We start from the raw sequence: 17,411 nt of genomic DNA on the forward strand, positions 1-17,411 counted from the left end.
CGAACCTTTACCATACAAAGAGGAGAAAAATACTCGTTACCGAAAGAAGCGAATGCCTTTGGTAACGAGTATTTTTCGACAAAGTTCGTTAAATAGCTAAAAAAAGAAAAAAAGCAAAACAGGCAAATACACCATGTACAGTAAGACGGAATAGCCTAGACATGAAGTTGCAAATTCTTCATCCCCTTGGTAGTTTCGTACAAGGATCGGGACAGAGTTTTGGACGGGCATAGAGGCTTGAATAATAAACACAGAAAGCATCAATTCAGGAACAGGGATGATTCTGCTTAACAGCCACACAACGAGGGGCGAAAGAACGAAACGACCAAACAAAACACCGACAATGTCTTTCGTCATTCGCAAATTTTTGAGTCCCCCAAAGTAGACGATGATTCCGATAATAAACATTGATAAGGGTGTCGTCAAATCTGCTAGATAGCTTCCAAGGCCATCAACAAATGAGGGCAGCGGTAAGGTGAATAGCATCCAGATTAAACCGATGATGAAACCAATCAAGGCTGGTGAAAAAATCTTTTTTAGCATGACCAATGGATGAAAGGAAATCCGGGCTTCACCAAAATCAGGATTGTCTTTTGCTAACTCAAAAATACCGATGGTCCAAAATAATGTCGTATTTACAATATAGTACAACAACACATAAGGAACGGCTTTTTCACCAAAAATAGCTAAATTGATCGGTAAGCCGATGAAGATCGTATTGGAAAAGGTAAACATGGCGGAAAATGCGCCTTGGTGTTTGGCTTCAATTTGCGCGAAACGTCGCCATAAATAACCAGCGAAGTAAGTGATCATCATGGAAAGTAATGGGATGATCATCCCCGAAACCAATGAAAGAAATTCATCTTTCGTAAAATTTTTAATAATCGTTAAAAACATATTGGCTGGTAATGAGACATTTAATACCAATTTTGAAAACGTATCGGCGGTTCGATTAGAAAACCATTGTTTGTAAGACAACCAATAACCGATAAACATGAGACTGAAAATGACAAAAATATTGATATATGCTTGAAACATGTGCTCACCTCTCATTTACTATAGCGAAAGGCAGAAGAAGAAGCAACTGATTCCCATTTGAAAACAACAAAAAACCAAACCACTCATTGAGCAATTTGGTCAAGAATTACTAACGTTGCTGCTTGCCTGCGTTACGACCTTTTCCATTAGGCTTTGTCGTGTTCAACGCTTTTTTGACAGCTTCTGTTTTTTCAGGAGTTACATCTTTGCGAGGCGTAACCACCGTTTTTGGCGGATTGGCTTTCATTTCTGCTTCGACTTGGGCACGAATTTTTGGTTTCATGATGACATTCGTGATAAATGTTTGGATACAACTGAAGACCCCACCGACTACCCAATAAAGCGTCACACCAGCTGGTGCACTCATTGACATGAAAACGATCATCAATGGAGAAACGATCAACATGGTTTTCATCGTTTTTTTCTGTTCTTCCGGAATCCCAATGGTTGAGATGTATCCTTGTGCCAGGTAGGAAATACCAGCAATCGCCACAAAGAGGATGCTGGGGTCACCTAATGATACGCCAAAGAACTCAGAGTTTTGGATTCCTTGTGTGTAACGGGCGGTGAAGTAGAGGGCAGAGAAGATCGGCATCTGAATCAGTAAAGGCAAACAACCGATACCGCCAAACATACTGACGTTGTTTTCAGAATAGATTTTTTGCATCTCCGCTTGCGCTTGCATTTGTTCTTCCCGAGTGGTTGCTTTCTTCAAATTGGCTTGCGCAATATCCACTTGAGGTTTCAGAAACTGCATTTTTTCACTTTGAATCATCGTTTTTCGAGACTGATGGATCCCTAATGGTAAGATAATGACGCGGACAACGATCGTTACGGCGATGATCGCCCAGCCGTAAGACCAGTTGAAGTTTTCAACGAGCATCGTGATCATATCACCTAAAGGTTTCACCAAAAAGCGATAAATCATTCCTGTTTCTTTCGGCGTACCATCAGCATTGGTACTGACACAGCCTGATAATGCTAATAACAGGCCAAATAATCCTGATGAAAGCAGCCATTTATTCATTTTAGACATTCTATTCTTCCTCTTCACAATAAATTTAGACAAAAATAACTATACTAAAAAAGACCGACTATTTCAATGTACAAAGAGAAATTCATTGAAAAATCAATCTTTCGACTTAGAAAACATTCAATTATCAATAATAGACTACATCAAAGCTAGTACGTTCTTTAATGGTATCGTCTGGTTGGATGTCGATTTGGTTCACTTTTCCAGCGGGAGAAGGAGAATCTTTCACTCCGGCAACAAAGGCATCGATGATTTTTTCATCTCCCATCGCTTCAATCGAAACAGAACCATCTGCCTCATTTTTTACAGATCCTGTGACCCCTAATTGATCGGCAAGCATTTTCGTGGTATAACGAAAGCCGACACCTTGGACACGCCCTTGAACATGGATTCGTAGTTTCTTCATGGACAATCCCTCCTCTGCTTATAATGATAGCGTTTTTTCAGTAAAAGAACAAGTTAGATCGATTGACTCATGCTATAATAAATCGAGGTGACCACATGAAAGAAATTCAATCGAAAAAAAATACCTTTATCAAGGAAATCAAAAAACTAACACAAAAAAAACACCGTACACAGACCAATACGTATTTGATCGATGGCTGGCATTTAGTGCAAGAAGCGCTGCAGGCCAAAGTACCTATCAAAGCGTTGTTGGTGACACCGCGAGGGTTAAGTGAAGCCAACGGGCAGCTCGATGATTATCAGGAAGAAAGCTATTTGATCACAGAGGAGATCGCAGCGATGCTTTCTGATTTACCAACACCACAAGGAATTTTTGCCGTGGTGGAAAAGCAAGAGCAAAACTTACAGACACTGACGGGTAATTGGTTGATTTTAGATAATGTGCAAGATCCCGGGAACGTTGGTACCATGATTCGAACAGCGGATGCTGCTGGATTTAGCGGGGTGTTTCTCGGCGAAGGAACAGCAGATCTTTACAGCACAAAAGTCTTGCGCAGCATGCAAGGAAGCAACTATCATTTACCGATTTTAGAAGGAGCGATCCCGCCATTTCTAAAGCAGCTACGCTCAGCTGGCGTGACGATTTATGGCACCGAATTAAATAAAGAAGCCGTTCCTTATACCGAGATTCCTAAAGAACAAACAGCTGCCTTCATTTTAGGTAACGAGGGACAAGGGGTTCACCCAGAACTGTTGGCTTTGACTGACAAAAATGTGTATATTCCCATCTATGGTCAGGCGGAATCATTGAACGTCGCCATTGCAGCCGGAATTTTGATGTATTTTTCTGTCAGTTAGATTTTTAAGGAACTGTTAAACTATTTGAATCTATTGCACCTCACCTAGAATCTTCGATGAATAGGTGCTATACTTTGTCTTGTAACAATCAAGCAGATCAAAAAAAGGTGGCAGACAAAAATTTATGACAGAAAAATGGCAAGAAGATAGCGAATATATGTCTTACGTGGCTGACCTGTTAGAAACAGAAGCTGTAAAAAAATTAGCCAACTTTGTGCAGCATATGAACTCCACACGTTTGGAACATTCGATCAGCGTCTCTTATTATAGTTACAAATTGGCCAAGAAATGGGGCGGCGATGCTCGTGCAACAGCTCGTGCAGGACTCCTTCATGATTTATTCTACTATGACTGGCGTACCACAAAGTTTGATGAAGGTACCCATGCGTATATGCATCCACGAATTGCAGTAAAAAATGCTGAAAAAATCACTGAACTAAGTGATCTAGAAAAAGATATCATCTTGAAACATATGTGGGGAGCAACGATTGCGCCGCCACGTTATAAAGAAAGCTATATTGTCACAATGGTTGACAAATATTGTGCGATCAAAGAAGCATCAGAACCACTTACAGAAAGTATGAAAGAAAAATGGCAACAACGTTTCTGGAAGAAACATCGTACGATTCAATAAGAAAAAAGTTCTTCGAACCAGCCGGTTCAAAGAACTTTTTTTGTTTGCTTAGCCAAAAATAAGTTGGAGGATCGCTGCGCCTACATAAAGGATCAGTAAGGTGATCAATACCATTAAGTGTCGTCTTTTGTGCATAAAAAGGATCGCTACGAATTCTCGTAAGAAGGCATTTGGTAAATAGTAAAAGGCGGTGGGTGCTCCGATACCATCCGCTTTAAGTTGTGCTTGATCTGCATAGAGACCGGCACGAAAAATATGGTAATTGTTGGAGGAAAAAATAACTTTGTAGCCATTTGGCTTTAAGGAATCCATGATTTCTTTCGAAAACTTCATGTTTTCATAAGTAGTCGTGGAATTTGTTTCTACTAAAATCTCTCCTTCGGGCACTCCTTGCGCAACTGCATATTCTTTCATCGCGACAGCTTCTGGCAGCTTTTCATCGCTTCCTTGGCCGCCTGACATCAGTAACCGAGGAGCGGTTTTTTTCGCTTTAAATTGCGCTTCGTAGAACGAGATTGCTTTATTGATACGCTTGGCCAATAAAGGGGAGACCGTGGTGCCATTCAAAAGACCTGCTCCTAAGACGATGATAAAATCTTGATTGTAACGAGGATGATTGAACTGATAAATGACTGAAATCGATAAAAAGTTCAAAAAGACCACAAATAGATACATCAGACTTAGGGGAACAACGCCGAATAAGGTTCGGATCCAATCTGGGAAAAAGTGCAAAAGGGTATCTGAAAATAATAAAACGGTCAAAACCACTGCTAAGATCAGGGTCAATAGATTGGCGATTGATCGCGACTCTCTTCGTAAAACAATAATGGAATTCCAGTAAAGAAAGACCACGAGAATGGCTAAGCCGAATAATAATACAGCAAAGAAGATCGCTAGCAAAACAGCCAATAGACCACCTACAAGAATATCTTGTGTTCGGTATAGATTAATGACTAGGTAGCCACCAAATGCTAAGACAAACAAATTAAAGAGCAAGCCATTTACGAGTCGGTGCTTGTTGCGCCGATAAGAAAATAAAAAAAGGCCGGCGAAGGCGACTGGTATTAGAATAAAGAAACTGCCTGTCCGTAATTCTGAGACGGCTAAATAAATCAGCAGGGCTAAAATCGTCCAACAGCACTCAAAAAAGAAAATATCTGGCTCATCTTTACTCTTGCGCCACTTTTGAACGACGATCACACCCGTCAAATAGCTGATGGCAAAAATCAGCAATTGCGTAAAATCCATGTTTTTCACTCCTTTAACGATACACCTAGTATACCGAAAAATGACAAAAATTGCTTGTTGCTAAGGTCAAAGTTGCTGAATTTCTTGCAATTCGCTAAAATGAAGAAAAGAAGGAGGAAGGAACATGCAATTAGGTGAAGTGATTCGTGTTGAACGGCCCGCTTTTTATGTGATCGGAAAAGAAGGCAAGGGATTAGCGGAAGAAGGAGCTTCTTGGGTACCAGCGCTATGGGAACTTGCAACAAAGGATTTTGAAGAGATCGAATTTCTAGTGAGCGATCAAAAGGCAGAAGAACTGGAATTTTGGGGCTTAATGAGTGATGGCACTAATTGGTTAGAGCCTTGGCAAGAAACCGGCCGTTATTTGGCAGGCGTTCAAGTCCATACAGAAAATTTTCCTCCAGTCGGTTGGGTCCGTTGGGAAATGCCCGCAATGACCTATCTCGTTGTAAAAACGGATGAAAAAAACTTGACCATGATGACTGAAAAAATGTTGATGGAAGTTTTACCAGAAAATAACGTCCACTTGTCAGCAGCGATCCAAGAAAGATATCTTCCTCATTTTAAAGAAGGGGAAGTTGAATTGTTTTTCCCTGTTGAGCCTTTGGCAGCAGCAACGGTGGAAACGGTAGAATAAAAAAAATCTGTCCGAGAAGCAATCTTTGCTCAGGACAGATTTTTTCTTTGGTTTGGATTAAAAAAGATTCTCGAAAAAGGTAGACACACCGCGCCAAGCACGAACAAAGATGTTGGCTTTTTCTACCGTTTGTGTTGTGACCAATCCTGCAGTTTCGTCATGATCAGAAGCATCAATATAACCAAGCGTATCAGCTGGAATCGAAGCACTTACAGTACCGACTTCTGTGCCCTCAGTCAATGGCGCTTGCAGGGCAGAATCACGATAATGCTCATTAAAGTCAATGGTTGTTTCAAAGGCTGTTGCATCCATATCTCCACGTACCCATAAGGTCAAACCTTGATTTAAGGCAACGGGAACACTCAATTCTTTCCCATCTTTGACTGCCACCGTCTGTGTATCTTCTAACTGTGCATTTTCTGGTATAATTTCTACTTGTTCCCAAGCATCGAAGGAGTAGTCCATCAACCGACCTGTTTCGATAAAACGTACGCTTGGATTTTCCGCATGACCATTAACGTTTAGCACGACGGTGATAATTCGTTGACCATCCTTGACGGCGGTTCCGACAAAGCAGGCGCCTGCCATATCTGTCGTACCAGTCTTAAGACCGTCAACACCATCTTTAGTATTCGTAAAACCTGGAAGCATCCAGTTCCAATTGACCATCTCGACAGGCGAATAGGAACCTTCGCCAAATTGTTTGGTGGAAAGACTTGTTACTTCTAAAACGTCTGGAAAGTCTTGCAGCAAATGGCGAGCAATCAGGGCGACATCTTTTGCGGATAGTTCGTTTTCGTCAGTGGAAGTTGACCCGGGATAGATATTGTCCCCTAAATAAGTATTGTTCAAGCCAGAAGCATTAACGATCTTTGCATCGGTAATGCCCCATGATTGCACTTTTTCTTGCATTTGATCAACAAAGGCACTTTCAGACCCAGCAATCAGCTCCGCGAGCGCTACGATTGCAGCATTTGCAGATTGGATATAACTGGCATCATACAAATCTTTTACTGTATAGGTAACGTCTTGATGCAAAGGGACATTCGATAAGTTTGGCGACACGCTGAGATTCGCGGCATAATCTGAAATAGGGACAGGATCATCCCAAGCGATGGTTCCTTGCTCTACTTGCTCAGCTACAAGGTAGAGACTGATGATCTTGGTGATGGAGGCGATGCCCATGGCGGTCTCACCATCTTGATCATACAACACTTTGCCTGTGTCAAAATCAATGGAGTAAGCGGCTTTTGCATCGACTGAAAAATCTTGGATCTCTTCGGCGCTCATAGCTGTATCATCAGCATACGAAACGACGGGTAAGCCGGCAGCAGCAAAGAGGATTGCCAAAGCAGCAACGATGGAATACCCGAACTTGGTTATTTTCTGCATATATGTAGTAGCTCCTTTAAAGTTGTATCTAAGCAAAAATTTTAACAAAGAGTATCCACCGTTGCAATACTCTAAGAGAAAACTTAGCATTTAATTGCGTAAGACCGATCCCTCAGTAGACAAACTGAGACGTTACGTGACTAAGGTTGGTTACTGTAAATAATAGCTAACAAAAAAACTTACCTTCCTATAAAATAGAAGGCAAGTTTTTGTGAATTGACATAGGGTCAAACTGATTCACTTAGCGACGATTGGAATGGATTCTCGGGTTTTGGTTTTGGACTCTGACGGGAACTTTCACCGCCTTCGTTTCTTGTTGCATAGCCAATTTTGCTAAAAAGAATGTCCCAGCTAACAATGCAGCTAAAGCAAAGATGGAAAAGAGTGAAATAAAGGTCGTTAACATAAAAATCCCTTCTTTCTATTTAAAATAAATGTGGAAGGTAGGAATCGAACCTACACCTTAATCTATGAACGATCAAACATCACTCAACGGAACACCTTGTTCAACCACTTGTTAAGTTAATGATAGCATGGATTGCCAAGAAATGCTGATAAAAAGTCTGAGAATTGACCGAAGAAAATGTGAAGAAAACATGAACTTGTCTTTCTCAGCGATTTTAGATGATTTTTGTCAAAGAATAGTGGCAATCTTCTGCTTCATCATATAAAGTAATGACGGAGCCTTTTTGTTCAAGAACTAAATGATAGCCAAATGTGTCCAGTAAAACTAACCGCATCGGAGTCAATTCAACGATGGAAGCAGTCAAAGGCTTGCCTTCGATGGTCAACGAATAATCATTGGCTATTTCTATCGTGACATCTTCTTTTGTCTTGGAAGTAAAACGCCAATTACCAATGAAATTCTGGCGATTCTCATTTTTTTGTTTTTCTTTTCGCAACAGCAAGGAGCTGACCACGCCCGTTGCAAGAGATAAACCAATCAAAATAGACCTTTTCTTCATTTATACACGTCCTATCATTTACGATTCATCAAGTTGTGCCTTGTGGACAGGTGTCCACTTTTTCGCACTAGAAAATAATTGCCATAAGTATACCATGAGAAGGTAAAAAAGCATGGTACTTTAGTTTGAAGTTTAGAAGTTTTTATCAAAATATGCTATGATTCAAAAGAGCAGGTGAGAAAATGAATTATCCGAATACCCTTTTAGCCACGTTTCTCGTGCGAGACAACCGGTTCATTGCCCGATGTCTCGTTGACGGTCAAGAAGTAATCGTCCATGTAAAAAATACCGGACGAGGAAAAGAGCTCTTGCACAAAGGTGCGCTTGTTACCCTGCAATATTGGGACAATCCGAAACGCAAAACCAATTACGACTTGATCTCAGTCAAGAAACAAGACCAATGGATCAACATCGATAGTCAAGTACCGAATCGTTTAGGCTATGAAGGCCTCTTGGATGGCACGATCCAGTTGCCAAATATCAAAGGGAGAATCGCGCTTTTGCGAAGGGAAGTTGTCTATGGGACATCAAAATTCGACCTTTATTTTGAAACAGATGAACAAGAAAAAGGCTTTTTAGAAATCAAGGGAATGACCCTTGAAAACAAGCAAGTCGGTGCTTTTCCAGATGCACCAACCATTCGTGGCTTGAAACACGTCAATGAATTGATCCATGCCAAAGAAGCTGGCTATTATGCGGCGGTTTTGTTTATGATCCAATTTGAAGCGGTGCAAATCGCCACGATCCATCGACAGATGCAACCGGATCTGGCCACTAAAATCGCTGAAGCGCAAAGCAAGGGTGTCGAAGTGTTTGCCTATAATTGCCAAGTAAACCAAGGGATGATCACGGTCAAAGAACCAATCCCTTTTGATTTGAATGTCGTCTTTGACGACCCTAATCTATAGAAGAAAGAAGGAAAAAACATGATTCATTTAGGGATTATCGGCACAAATTGGATCACCGATCAATTTGTACAAGCATCCCACGAAACCAAACGCTATCAATTGGTTGCCGTATACTCAAGAAAGTTAGCAACGGCACAACGTTTTGGAGAAAAATATGGGGATATCGAGTATGCGACCGATCTGGACACTTTTTTTGGCTTAGCTCATATGGACACGGTCTACATCGCGTCTCCGAATAGTTTGCACTTTGAACAAGCCAAGCAAGGTATTTTAGCAGGAAAAAATGTCATTGTGGAGAAGCCAGCCTTTTCAACGCCTGAGGAAATGGCGGAGATCATCGAATTGGCAAATCAGCAACAGGTATTATTCTTTGAAGCAGCTCGCAACATCCATGAAGCAAGTTTTTCTACTGTAGCCGAATTCTTACCGACACGCGGTGCCATTCTTGGGGCGAACTTTTCTTATATGAAATATTCGTCTCGTTATGACGCTGTACTAGCTGGGGAGGAACCAAATATTTTTTCTCCACATTTTTCTGGCGGTGCCTTAGCAGATTTGGGCGTCTATCCGATTTATGCGGCGGTCGCTTGGTTTGGCAAACCGCAAGATGTTCATTATTTTGCCCGTAAATTACCGACTGGTGTAGATGGTATCGGGACTGCAGTGTTGCGCTATGCTGACTTTGATGTCACAATCCAAACAGGAAAAATCGCTGATTCAGAGTTGCGTTCAGAAATCTATTTTGAAGACGGTACATTAGACCTAAATGCCGTCAATGCCATCGAAGAAGCCGCATTTTATGAGCGAAAAACAAAACAAACCCAGGCATTAGCAGTAAGTGCTTTAGAAAACCCGATGATCGAAGAAGCACAAGACTTTGCAGACATCATCGAAAACAAAAATGATCCCCAACAAGGACAACGGTATGAGGAATGGGTGGAACTTGCTCGCAGTGTCAATGAAACCATCGCTCTTATGCGTAAACAAGCAGGCATCATTTTTGATGCAGATAAAAAATAAGGAATGGAACATTTATGACAGTATTTGAATTGACACAATTGCCAGACATCTGGCAGGAAAAATGGCAGGCGGCAGGGTATCACGCACCGTCCTTGATACAAGAGAAAACCTTTGGCCCTTTAAAAGATGGTGAGTCTGTCATTGGAGTCTCACCGACCGGTTCTGGTAAAACTTTGGCGTACCTCTTGCCACTGTTAACAAAAGTCGAGGCAAAGCAAGGCAATCAGTTGCTGATTTTGACTTCTTCACAAGAATTAGCGATGCAAGTCACAGAAGTGGCCCGGGAATGGGCCCAAGCCATTGGTTTGACCGTTCTGCCGCTAATTGGTGGCGCAAGTACAAAACGCCAAGTGGAAAGACTGAAAGACAAGCCCGAGGTCTTGATTGGCACCCCAGGCCGAGTGTTAGAATTGATCAAAGCAAAAAAAATCAAGACCCAGCAGTTGCAATCGTTGGTATTAGATGAGGTTGACCAATTATTGAAAGAAGGGGCCTTCACACTGGCTGCCAAGATCAATCAAACATTGCCAAAACAAATCCAGCGTAGTTTCTTTTCAGCAACCGCTAACGAAGTGATTGATGAGATTCGACCATTGGTGACAAAAGAGCCGCTGATCATTGATGTTACCCAAGAAGATCAGAGCAAAGGCGTGATCCATCACTACTATTTGAATTATCCGCAACGACGAATCGTGGATGCTTTAAGGCGCTTTGCTCATTTACCAAGCTTTCAAGCCTTGGTTTTCTTCAATGAATTAAGCGCAATGGGAAATGCAGAAGAAAAACTGCTGTTTCACGGCTTGCCGGTGGCATCATTAGCATCTGACCAAAACAAACTTGCCCGAAAAGGCGCACTGGAGAGCTTCCGTCAAGGAAAACTAGTAGAATTATTGACGACCGATGTCGCCTCTCGCGGCTTAGATGTGGTGGATTTGCCTTATGTCATCAATACGGAAGTCCCGTTAGAAAAAGAATCCTATCTGCACCGGGCAGGACGTGTTGGACGAATGGGCAAAGAAGGAACCGTCGTCACGATCGTTCAAGACCATTCGTTGAAGGATTTGAAAAAAATCGCGAATCAATTGTCCATAGAACTCAAGGAAGTCTATCTGCATGGGGGACAATTACACACAGAAGCACCTGTTATCGAAAAGGAAAGCAAGAAAGAAACGAAAATAGTAAGTGTGCAGAAAATTTCCAAGAAAACATCTGAAAAATTACACACTCCTGTTAAAAAGACCAAGAAAAAGACGAAAAAGCAAAAAGACAAAGGAAAAAGACGCCATTGAGCGTCTTTTTGTGTTACCATTAACGTTGTTTATTATTAGTGTGTAAAAAAATGAGGAGGCTATCGAATGAATTCGCGAAAAGAAGAGATTTTTCAAACGATCGAACTGCATAAGCAAGGGTTGACCGCAGTTGACGTCGCTAAAATCTTACAAATCGATCGCAGCAATGCAAGCCGTTATCTCAGTGAGCTTTATAAAGAAAAGAAAATCGGCAAACGTTCCGGCCGTCCGGTCGTTTATGAGCCATTAGAAGAAACGGTGCATGTGGATGTTTCCTCTGAAGTGAGTTTTGAAAGTCTTGTTGGGGTTCAAGCTTCTTTAAAAGTAAGTATCCAGCAAGCCAAAGCAGCAATTTTATATCCGCCTAGAGGACTCCATACCATTATTTTTGGAGAGACAGGTACCGGTAAATCCTTATTTGCCGAATGTATGTATCACTTTGCGGTTGAATCAAATATGTTAGAAAAAGATGCTCCTTTCGTATCGTTTAATTGTGCGGATTATGCACAAAATCCGCAGTTGTTGTTTGGTCACATCTTTGGCATCAAAAAAGGGGCCTACACAGGTGCTGCAGAAGATAGTCCAGGACTTATGGCAAAAGCCGATGGCGGCATATTGTTCTTGGATGAGATCCATCGACTGCCGCCAGAAGGCCAAGAAATGCTCTTTACCTTCATTGACAAAGGGATCTACCGCCCATTAGGGGAAAGCAACCAAGTTCATGAAGCCGCCGTGCAGATCATTGGTGCCACCACTGAATCATCAGAAACCTTTTTGACGACCTTCAATCGGCGAATTCCCATGGCTATTACTTTGCCAAATGTGGAAAGTCGTTCGCTAGATGAACGGTATGAAATCATTTCCTTGTTTATCAAGCAAGAGGCGACCCGTCTAAATCAGCGGATCGATGTCGAGCGAGATGCGATATTGGCCTTTATGCTCTATGATGCAGAAGGCAACATCGGTCAAATCAAGCGAGACCTGAAACTCGTCTGTGCGAAGGCATTCTTACATTATCGGACCTATGGGAAAAAACACCTCCTGATTCGAAAAGGCGATTGCTCACTGCAAGTTCAAAAAGGGCTGTTGAAGATCAAAGAAATGTCAGAACGCTTGGATCGGTTTTTAGATGGCAAAGGCGACTTTCTGAGTTTCGAACCCGGCGACCCAGATGTTGTCTGGTCTCGTGATCCGCAACGGAATATGCAGGTGTACAATGAGATCGAAGAAAAAGTCAGCACACTGATTGAAACCGGTGTAGCCAATGTTGATTTAGAAAACTTGATCTCTAAGGATGTGGATGCCTACTTTGAAAAATATGTCGAAGAATTGATCCAAAACCCTGTTCATAAAGAGTTGATTCCAGAAGACATTTGGAAACTGACCAATGTTCTTTATGACTTGGCAGGTCAGAGGTTAGATCGAACTTATAGTGAAAAAGCCCGTTTTGCCTTTGCGTTGCATTTGCAAAGTACGCTGGAACGTGTTAAAGAGGGACATATGATCGTTCATCCGGATTTGAACACGATTAGAAAAAACTTAAAATCCGAATTTCAAGTGGCAATGGATTTATCGACGATCATTGAAGAGGAACGTCATGTCGAGATCCCATTTGATGAAATCGGCTTTATCAGTATGTTTTTAGCGATTCAAGTCAAACAGCCTTCGCCATTGCCCCTTGAAAAAATCGAGATCATTGTCTTGATGCATGGCAAGGCAACTGCCAGCAGTATGCTGGAGACAGCCCAAGAGCTGCTGGAGACCGACCATGGCAAGGCAATGAATATGTCTTTGGATATGGAAGTCGGGCAAATGTATGACCAGCTGTTGAATTATATCAATGAAAACAAAGAGAAGATGAGCAATGGCTTATTGCTTTTAACCGATATGGGCTCCCTCAATTCCTTTGCGAATTTGATTTCCGAAGAGACGGGGATTCGTACGAAAGCTATTTCGATGGTCAGCACGATGATTGTTTTAGAAGCTTTGCGGATGGCAGAGAGTGGGCGCAGTTTAGAAGATATCTACCAAAACATTCAGCGTTCTTTTGAAACCATCGTACAAGAACAGTTCCGTACGGTTCGTGAAGCAAAAGGAAATAAAAAGGCAGTCATCGTTACTTGCTTTACTGGGGAAGGTGTCGCTGCCAAACTTTATCAACGAATTTATCCCGTCGTCGATCAATCAAAAGTCGAGATCATCCAAATGCAATTTATTGAAAAAGAAACCTTCAAAAAACATATTGACGGCTTGCTAGAAGAATATGAGATCAAAGCTATTGCCGGCACCGTCGAGATCGATTATCAAAACATTCCGTTTTTCTCCGCCTATGATGTTTTTGATGACAATCGCTTGAATGTGCTAAAACGAATCGCTTCAGATGAAGTGCCGATCGAAAAGATCGTGCGTTCATTGGAAAATACGATAACTCATGTTGGGTCCGTCTATCATCTGATCGAAAGTCTGCAACGAATCGTTCATCAGATTCAAAATCAATTGCATGTGATTGTAGAACCAACCGTCGATGCAGGATTAGTCATTCATTTAGCCTTTTTGGTAGAAAGTTTATTGAAGAAGGAGCCTTCCCGTACTTTCGTCAACTTAGCTACTTTCCAAAAACGGTACCGAATTGAAATGGATGTTTTACGAACCCATTTATTACAAATTGAAAAAAATTATCAAATCAAATTTTCTGAAGATGAGATCGCCTATTTAACCCAAATGTTTTTAGAAAACAAAATCAAAAATTATGATGAATCCGCACACAATTTTAGTGTGTAATAAAAAAACTGCGAGTGTGTAAACGAGAAATTGGTTCAGACCATTGATAAATAAAGGTCTGAACTTATTTTTTTTTGGCACACTTTTTGCTTTATAGTAAAGTGTAACTTACAACAGAAAGGAGCAGATGCGCGATGGCGAAAAAAACGATTATGCTGGTTTGTTCAGCAGGAATGAGTACCAGTCTATTGGTGACAAAAATGCAAAAAGCAGCCGAAGCTAAAGGAATGGAAGCAGATATCTTTGCTGTTTCAGCTTCAGAAGCCGACCAACATTTGGAGTCAAAACCAGTCGATGTTCTATTGTTAGGACCACAAGTACGTTTCATGAAATCACAATTTGAACAAAAATTAGCACCAAAAGGCATTCCTTTGGACGTGATCAACATGGCAGACTATGGCATGATGAACGGCGAAAAAGTATTGCAACAAGCAGAAACATTAATGAACTAAGATTTTTTAGGATCGAAGTGTAAGGAGGATTTTTAAAGATGGATGAGCAAAATTTGGAAGCCATTATGGGATTGATCATGTATGGTGGTAATGCAAAAAGTGACGCAATGGAAGCAATCGCGGCAGCAAAAGAAGGGAACTTCGAATTAGCTGACCAAAAAATCAAAGATGCTGAAGCATCTCTTGTGGAAGCGCATCATTCGCAAACAGGATTGTTGACACAAGAAGCGCAAGGCAATCATATGACCGTGACATTGTTGACCGTGCATTCACAAGATCACCTAATGACATCAATCGCATTTACCGATTTAGCGAAAGAAATCATTGATGTCTATCGACGTCTAAATAACGAATAATCTTTGAACGGATAGAAGTAGTTATTGTCGATGAATCAAAAAATCTTCTTTGACGAATAGAACTTATAGGAGGAATTAAGAATGGATGGATTAACAAGTTGGATGGAGAGACACATTCTCCCGGTTGCAGCTAAGATTGGTGCGCAAAAGCATTTGGTTGCCTTGCGGGATGCTTTTATCGGAATGATGCCAGCAACGATGGCTGGGGCAATTGCAGTATTATTGAACGCCTTCATGCGTGATTTTCCAAACACTTATCTTGGTGCGGACAATGCAATCACGAAATTTTTCACGCCAGTGATCGCAGTCAATGGTTTAGTTTGGACAGGTACCTTAGCAATTATGGCGGTTATCTTCTCAGCTTCATTCGGTTATAATTTAGCGAAGGCTTACAATGTTGATGCACTATCAGGTGCGTTGGTCTCTTTAGCAGCATTTATTATGGGTATTCCACAATCTGCTTCTCTTTCTTTAGCGTTAGAAGAAGCACTACCAGCAAACGTGGTAGACATGATCAACAGTACAAGTGCTACATCAGGATTTGCAGCAGATGGTTCAACGATCAGCGCTGCAGGCTGGGGCTACTTCCCATTTAGCGCCTATATGGGTGGCTCTGGATTGTTCACGGCAATCATCTTTGGTTTCGTTTCAGTTATTATCTTTGCAAAATTGATGCAAAAAAATATTATTATCAAAATGCCAGATTCAGTGCCACCAGCAGTTTCCCGTGCCTTTGCAGCGATTATCCCTGGGATTGCCGGACTATATGCTTCAGGTTTGATTTACTATTTATTTGAACGCTTTGTCGGTATGCCGATAATTGACTGGATCTCCGAATCGATCCAAAAACCATTATTGGGTCTCTCTCAAGGGTACTTTGCCGTATTTATCATTGTTTTACTTGTCCATGTCTTGTGGTTCTTTGGATTACATGGAACAAATATCATGGGACCTGTTCTACAATCGATCTACGGTGTGGCAATGGTTGAAAATACTAATGCTTATCAATTAGGGGAAGCTGTTCCTTATAAATGGGTAGCAGGTTCATTCGAAGCATTTGTTTGGCCTGGTGGAGCAGGTGTGACTTTAATGCTCTTGATCGCAATCTTGCTATTCTCTAAACGTGCCGACTATAAGACAGTTGGTAAACTAGGGATTGGACCTGGGTTGTTCAATATCAATGAACCAGTAATGTTTGGTCTACCAATCGTGTTAAACCCATTGTTTATCATTCCATTTATTGTTGCACCGTTAGTTACAGCAACGATTGCTTACTTTGCAACAACTTTAGGGTTAGTTGCACCAGTTGTGGTAAATGTGATTTGGGTAATGCCAACGATCCTAAGCGGCTTCTTAGCTACCGGTGGAGACTGGCGTGCGATCATCTTGACAATTATCAATTTGGCTGTAGCTTTATTGATCTGGGCACCATTTATTATTGCTGCCAACAAAATCAATCCAGCAGACCAAGAGAACTAATCAAATAAACTAGATGGGTGGCTTCACCCATCTAGCTATCTTTTTTAGGAGGAGAAAAAATGATTATTGTAAATTCCGCGATGCAACAAGACAACATCAAAGCATTACTTGAGTCTCTGACAGAAGGTGAGATCAAGTATACCTTTAAAGAAAAAAAAGGGATTCAGTTGATTTTTGAAACAACGGCAGAAGACAAAGAAAAAGCAGCGAAACTTGCCAAAGACGCAATCAAAAATACTGATTGGGGTCGAGTACTATACTTTAACGTCGTTAGTCAATAGTGAGGTGATATCATGTTTAAAAATGGATTGTTTTTTATAAGCATCGGTAGTATGTTATTTATATACAGCGCTAACGCGCAGTCAGGTGAATACCACTGGGTGAATCTCATCACGTCAGTCATTCTAATGGCTATTGGAGGAATCATGGCTTCAATTGGACACAAACGCAACAAGAAAGACAAGGAGGCGCAAGATGGAAATCACTAAAAAAATGAATGTACCCGCTGACTTTTTATATAAGACGATCATCGATTCCGTTTTACATGATATTAAACAAGCGACAGATCAAACACTTACTGAAGAGCAATTAGAAGGATACAGCTATCTTAAACAGTTTTATAAAGATAGTAATGCCACCATAACAATCGAAACGGTCAAGAAGAATCAAGCCTATGCGTTCCAAACGGCGACGAAAAAAAATACCTTCCGTGTACACTATCAGATCGAAGCGATAGACGAGTCGCACTGCAACTTGCATTATGAAGAAAAAATGACTTCTGAAGGCATGATTCAGCAATTAAATGACATGCTCTTAGGTACGATTCTAGGATATTTCAAACGCAAGCAATTTAAAAAAATGTTGAGTATGATGGAAGAAACATATTAAGGGGTCGACTGACGCCTTTTTTGCGTTT

19 protein-coding genes are annotated in these 17,411 nt (G+C 41.2%); 12 read left to right on the forward strand and 7 right to left on the reverse strand.

Annotated features, from left to right (window positions below):
- Positions 1-96: 96 nt before the first annotated feature.
- From IGJ26_RS05705 to IGJ26_RS05715, 3 genes are all read right to left on the reverse strand, one after another.
- Positions 97-1,038 (reverse strand): AEC family transporter, encoded by a 942-nt coding sequence (locus tag IGJ26_RS05705; RefSeq protein ID WP_061053921.1) that lies wholly within the window; start codon positions 1,036-1,038, stop codon positions 97-99.
- Positions 1,039-1,147: 109 nt separating this feature from the next.
- Positions 1,148-2,074, reverse strand: a complete 927-nt coding sequence (yidC, locus tag IGJ26_RS05710) for a membrane protein insertase YidC (RefSeq protein WP_005236971.1) — start codon at positions 2,072-2,074, stop codon at positions 1,148-1,150.
- A gap of 124 nt (positions 2,075-2,198) precedes the next feature.
- On the reverse strand, positions 2,199-2,477 hold the full coding sequence (locus tag IGJ26_RS05715; protein WP_005236969.1) for an acylphosphatase: 279 nt from the start codon (positions 2,475-2,477) through the stop codon (positions 2,199-2,201).
- Positions 2,478-2,572: 95 nt separating this feature from the next.
- Between IGJ26_RS05715 and IGJ26_RS05720 the strand changes: the two genes are divergently transcribed.
- Together IGJ26_RS05720 and IGJ26_RS05725 are read left to right on the forward strand one after the other, a co-directional pair.
- Positions 2,573-3,334, forward strand: coding sequence for a TrmH family RNA methyltransferase (locus IGJ26_RS05720; RefSeq protein WP_194199422.1), 762 nt, complete (start codon positions 2,573-2,575; stop codon positions 3,332-3,334).
- Between the two features lie 124 nt (positions 3,335-3,458).
- Positions 3,459-3,968, forward strand: a complete 510-nt coding sequence (locus IGJ26_RS05725; RefSeq protein WP_005236965.1) for an HD domain-containing protein — start codon at positions 3,459-3,461, stop codon at positions 3,966-3,968.
- Between the two features lie 48 nt (positions 3,969-4,016).
- Here IGJ26_RS05725 and IGJ26_RS05730 read toward each other — a convergent pair whose 3' ends face one another.
- The gene (locus IGJ26_RS05730; protein WP_008381122.1) at positions 4,017-5,216 is read right to left on the reverse strand and encodes a YdcF family protein; all 1,200 of its coding nucleotides are present in this window, start codon (positions 5,214-5,216) and stop codon (positions 4,017-4,019) included.
- Positions 5,217-5,340: 124 nt separating this feature from the next.
- Here IGJ26_RS05730 and IGJ26_RS05735 point away from each other — a divergent pair, with 124 nt between their 5' ends.
- Positions 5,341-5,853, forward strand: a complete 513-nt coding sequence (locus IGJ26_RS05735; RefSeq protein ID WP_008381124.1) for a GyrI-like domain-containing protein — start codon at positions 5,341-5,343, stop codon at positions 5,851-5,853.
- Between the two features lie 57 nt (positions 5,854-5,910).
- Here the strand turns inward: IGJ26_RS05735 and IGJ26_RS05740 are convergent, their stop codons facing one another.
- The 3 genes from IGJ26_RS05740 to IGJ26_RS05750 form a co-directional block, all read right to left on the reverse strand.
- Positions 5,911-7,245, reverse strand: a complete 1,335-nt coding sequence (locus tag IGJ26_RS05740; RefSeq protein WP_430599941.1) for a serine hydrolase — start codon at positions 7,243-7,245, stop codon at positions 5,911-5,913.
- Positions 7,246-7,486: 241 nt separating this feature from the next.
- Entirely contained in the window at positions 7,487-7,651 is a 165-nt protein-coding gene (locus IGJ26_RS05745) for a hypothetical protein (protein ID WP_008381128.1), read from the reverse strand.
- Positions 7,652-7,865: 214 nt separating this feature from the next.
- Positions 7,866-8,210 (reverse strand): DUF4828 domain-containing protein, encoded by a 345-nt coding sequence (locus tag IGJ26_RS05750; protein WP_008381130.1) that lies wholly within the window; start codon positions 8,208-8,210, stop codon positions 7,866-7,868.
- A 182-nt stretch (positions 8,211-8,392) separates the two neighbouring features.
- Between IGJ26_RS05750 and sfsA the strand changes: the two genes are divergently transcribed.
- The 9 genes from sfsA (at position 8,393) to IGJ26_RS05795 (ending at position 17,383) form a co-directional block, all read left to right on the forward strand.
- Complete coding sequence (gene sfsA / locus IGJ26_RS05755; RefSeq protein ID WP_016613175.1) at positions 8,393-9,118, forward strand: DNA/RNA nuclease SfsA; 726 nt, start codon at positions 8,393-8,395, stop codon at positions 9,116-9,118.
- An 18-nt stretch (positions 9,119-9,136) separates the two neighbouring features.
- A complete protein-coding gene (locus IGJ26_RS05760) occupies positions 9,137-10,138 on the forward strand; it encodes a Gfo/Idh/MocA family protein (RefSeq protein WP_430599942.1) in 1,002 nt (333 codons plus the stop codon).
- 14 nt (positions 10,139-10,152) lie between these two features.
- Positions 10,153-11,427 (forward strand): DEAD/DEAH box helicase, encoded by a 1,275-nt coding sequence (locus tag IGJ26_RS05765; protein WP_086299621.1) that lies wholly within the window; start codon positions 10,153-10,155, stop codon positions 11,425-11,427.
- Between the two features lie 66 nt (positions 11,428-11,493).
- Entirely contained in the window at positions 11,494-14,208 is a 2,715-nt protein-coding gene (locus IGJ26_RS05770; protein WP_016613177.1) for a sigma 54-interacting transcriptional regulator, read from the forward strand.
- A gap of 134 nt (positions 14,209-14,342) precedes the next feature.
- Complete coding sequence (locus IGJ26_RS05775) at positions 14,343-14,660, forward strand: PTS sugar transporter subunit IIB (protein WP_005229471.1); 318 nt, start codon at positions 14,343-14,345, stop codon at positions 14,658-14,660.
- A 38-nt stretch (positions 14,661-14,698) separates the two neighbouring features.
- Complete coding sequence (locus IGJ26_RS05780) at positions 14,699-15,016, forward strand: PTS lactose/cellobiose transporter subunit IIA (RefSeq protein WP_005236949.1); 318 nt, start codon at positions 14,699-14,701, stop codon at positions 15,014-15,016.
- Positions 15,017-15,097: 81 nt separating this feature from the next.
- Positions 15,098-16,495, forward strand: coding sequence for a PTS sugar transporter subunit IIC (locus IGJ26_RS05785; protein ID WP_005236948.1), 1,398 nt, complete (start codon positions 15,098-15,100; stop codon positions 16,493-16,495).
- Positions 16,496-16,554: 59 nt separating this feature from the next.
- Entirely contained in the window at positions 16,555-16,776 is a 222-nt protein-coding gene (locus IGJ26_RS05790) for a hypothetical protein (RefSeq protein WP_005236947.1), read from the forward strand.
- 193 nt (positions 16,777-16,969) lie between these two features.
- Positions 16,970-17,383: a DUF3284 domain-containing protein gene (locus IGJ26_RS05795; protein ID WP_430599943.1), complete on the forward strand. Its 414-nt coding sequence runs from the start codon at positions 16,970-16,972 to the stop codon at positions 17,381-17,383.
- Positions 17,384-17,411 lie beyond the last annotated feature (28 nt).

This window comes from Enterococcus sp. AZ095a (genome assembly GCF_050546735.1).
Taxonomy (GTDB): Bacteria; Bacillota; Bacilli; order Lactobacillales; family Enterococcaceae; genus Enterococcus_D; species Enterococcus_D entomosocium.

What these genes read in the sequence shown, in the direction of transcription:
- IGJ26_RS05705 (WP_061053921.1), bottom strand. Translation starts at nt 1,038, where the DNA reads ATGTTTCAAGCATATATCAATATTTTTGTCATTTTCAGTCTCATGTTT.
- yidC (WP_005236971.1), bottom strand. Translation starts at nt 2,074, where the DNA reads ATGTCTAAAATGAATAAATGGCTGCTTTCATCAGGATTATTTGGCCTG.
- IGJ26_RS05715 (WP_005236969.1), bottom strand. Translation starts at nt 2,477, where the DNA reads ATGAAGAAACTACGAATCCATGTTCAAGGGCGTGTCCAAGGTGTCGGC.
- IGJ26_RS05720 (WP_194199422.1), top strand. Translation starts at nt 2,573, where the DNA reads ATGAAAGAAATTCAATCGAAAAAAAATACCTTTATCAAGGAAATCAAA.
- IGJ26_RS05725 (WP_005236965.1), top strand. Translation starts at nt 3,459, where the DNA reads ATGACAGAAAAATGGCAAGAAGATAGCGAATATATGTCTTACGTGGCT.
- IGJ26_RS05730 (WP_008381122.1), bottom strand. Translation starts at nt 5,216, where the DNA reads ATGGATTTTACGCAATTGCTGATTTTTGCCATCAGCTATTTGACGGGT.
- IGJ26_RS05735 (WP_008381124.1), top strand. Translation starts at nt 5,341, where the DNA reads ATGCAATTAGGTGAAGTGATTCGTGTTGAACGGCCCGCTTTTTATGTG.
- IGJ26_RS05740 (WP_430599941.1), bottom strand. Translation starts at nt 7,245, where the DNA reads ATGCAGAAAATAACCAAGTTCGGGTATTCCATCGTTGCTGCTTTGGCA.
- IGJ26_RS05745 (WP_008381128.1), bottom strand. Translation starts at nt 7,651, where the DNA reads ATGTTAACGACCTTTATTTCACTCTTTTCCATCTTTGCTTTAGCTGCA.
- IGJ26_RS05750 (WP_008381130.1), bottom strand. Translation starts at nt 8,210, where the DNA reads ATGAAGAAAAGGTCTATTTTGATTGGTTTATCTCTTGCAACGGGCGTG.
- sfsA (WP_016613175.1), top strand. Translation starts at nt 8,393, where the DNA reads ATGAATTATCCGAATACCCTTTTAGCCACGTTTCTCGTGCGAGACAAC.
- IGJ26_RS05760 (WP_430599942.1), top strand. Translation starts at nt 9,137, where the DNA reads ATGATTCATTTAGGGATTATCGGCACAAATTGGATCACCGATCAATTT.
- IGJ26_RS05765 (WP_086299621.1), top strand. Translation starts at nt 10,153, where the DNA reads ATGACAGTATTTGAATTGACACAATTGCCAGACATCTGGCAGGAAAAA.
- IGJ26_RS05770 (WP_016613177.1), top strand. Translation starts at nt 11,494, where the DNA reads ATGAATTCGCGAAAAGAAGAGATTTTTCAAACGATCGAACTGCATAAG.
- IGJ26_RS05775 (WP_005229471.1), top strand. Translation starts at nt 14,343, where the DNA reads ATGGCGAAAAAAACGATTATGCTGGTTTGTTCAGCAGGAATGAGTACC.
- IGJ26_RS05780 (WP_005236949.1), top strand. Translation starts at nt 14,699, where the DNA reads ATGGATGAGCAAAATTTGGAAGCCATTATGGGATTGATCATGTATGGT.
- IGJ26_RS05785 (WP_005236948.1), top strand. Translation starts at nt 15,098, where the DNA reads ATGGATGGATTAACAAGTTGGATGGAGAGACACATTCTCCCGGTTGCA.
- IGJ26_RS05790 (WP_005236947.1), top strand. Translation starts at nt 16,555, where the DNA reads ATGATTATTGTAAATTCCGCGATGCAACAAGACAACATCAAAGCATTA.
- IGJ26_RS05795 (WP_430599943.1), top strand. Translation starts at nt 16,970, where the DNA reads ATGGAAATCACTAAAAAAATGAATGTACCCGCTGACTTTTTATATAAG.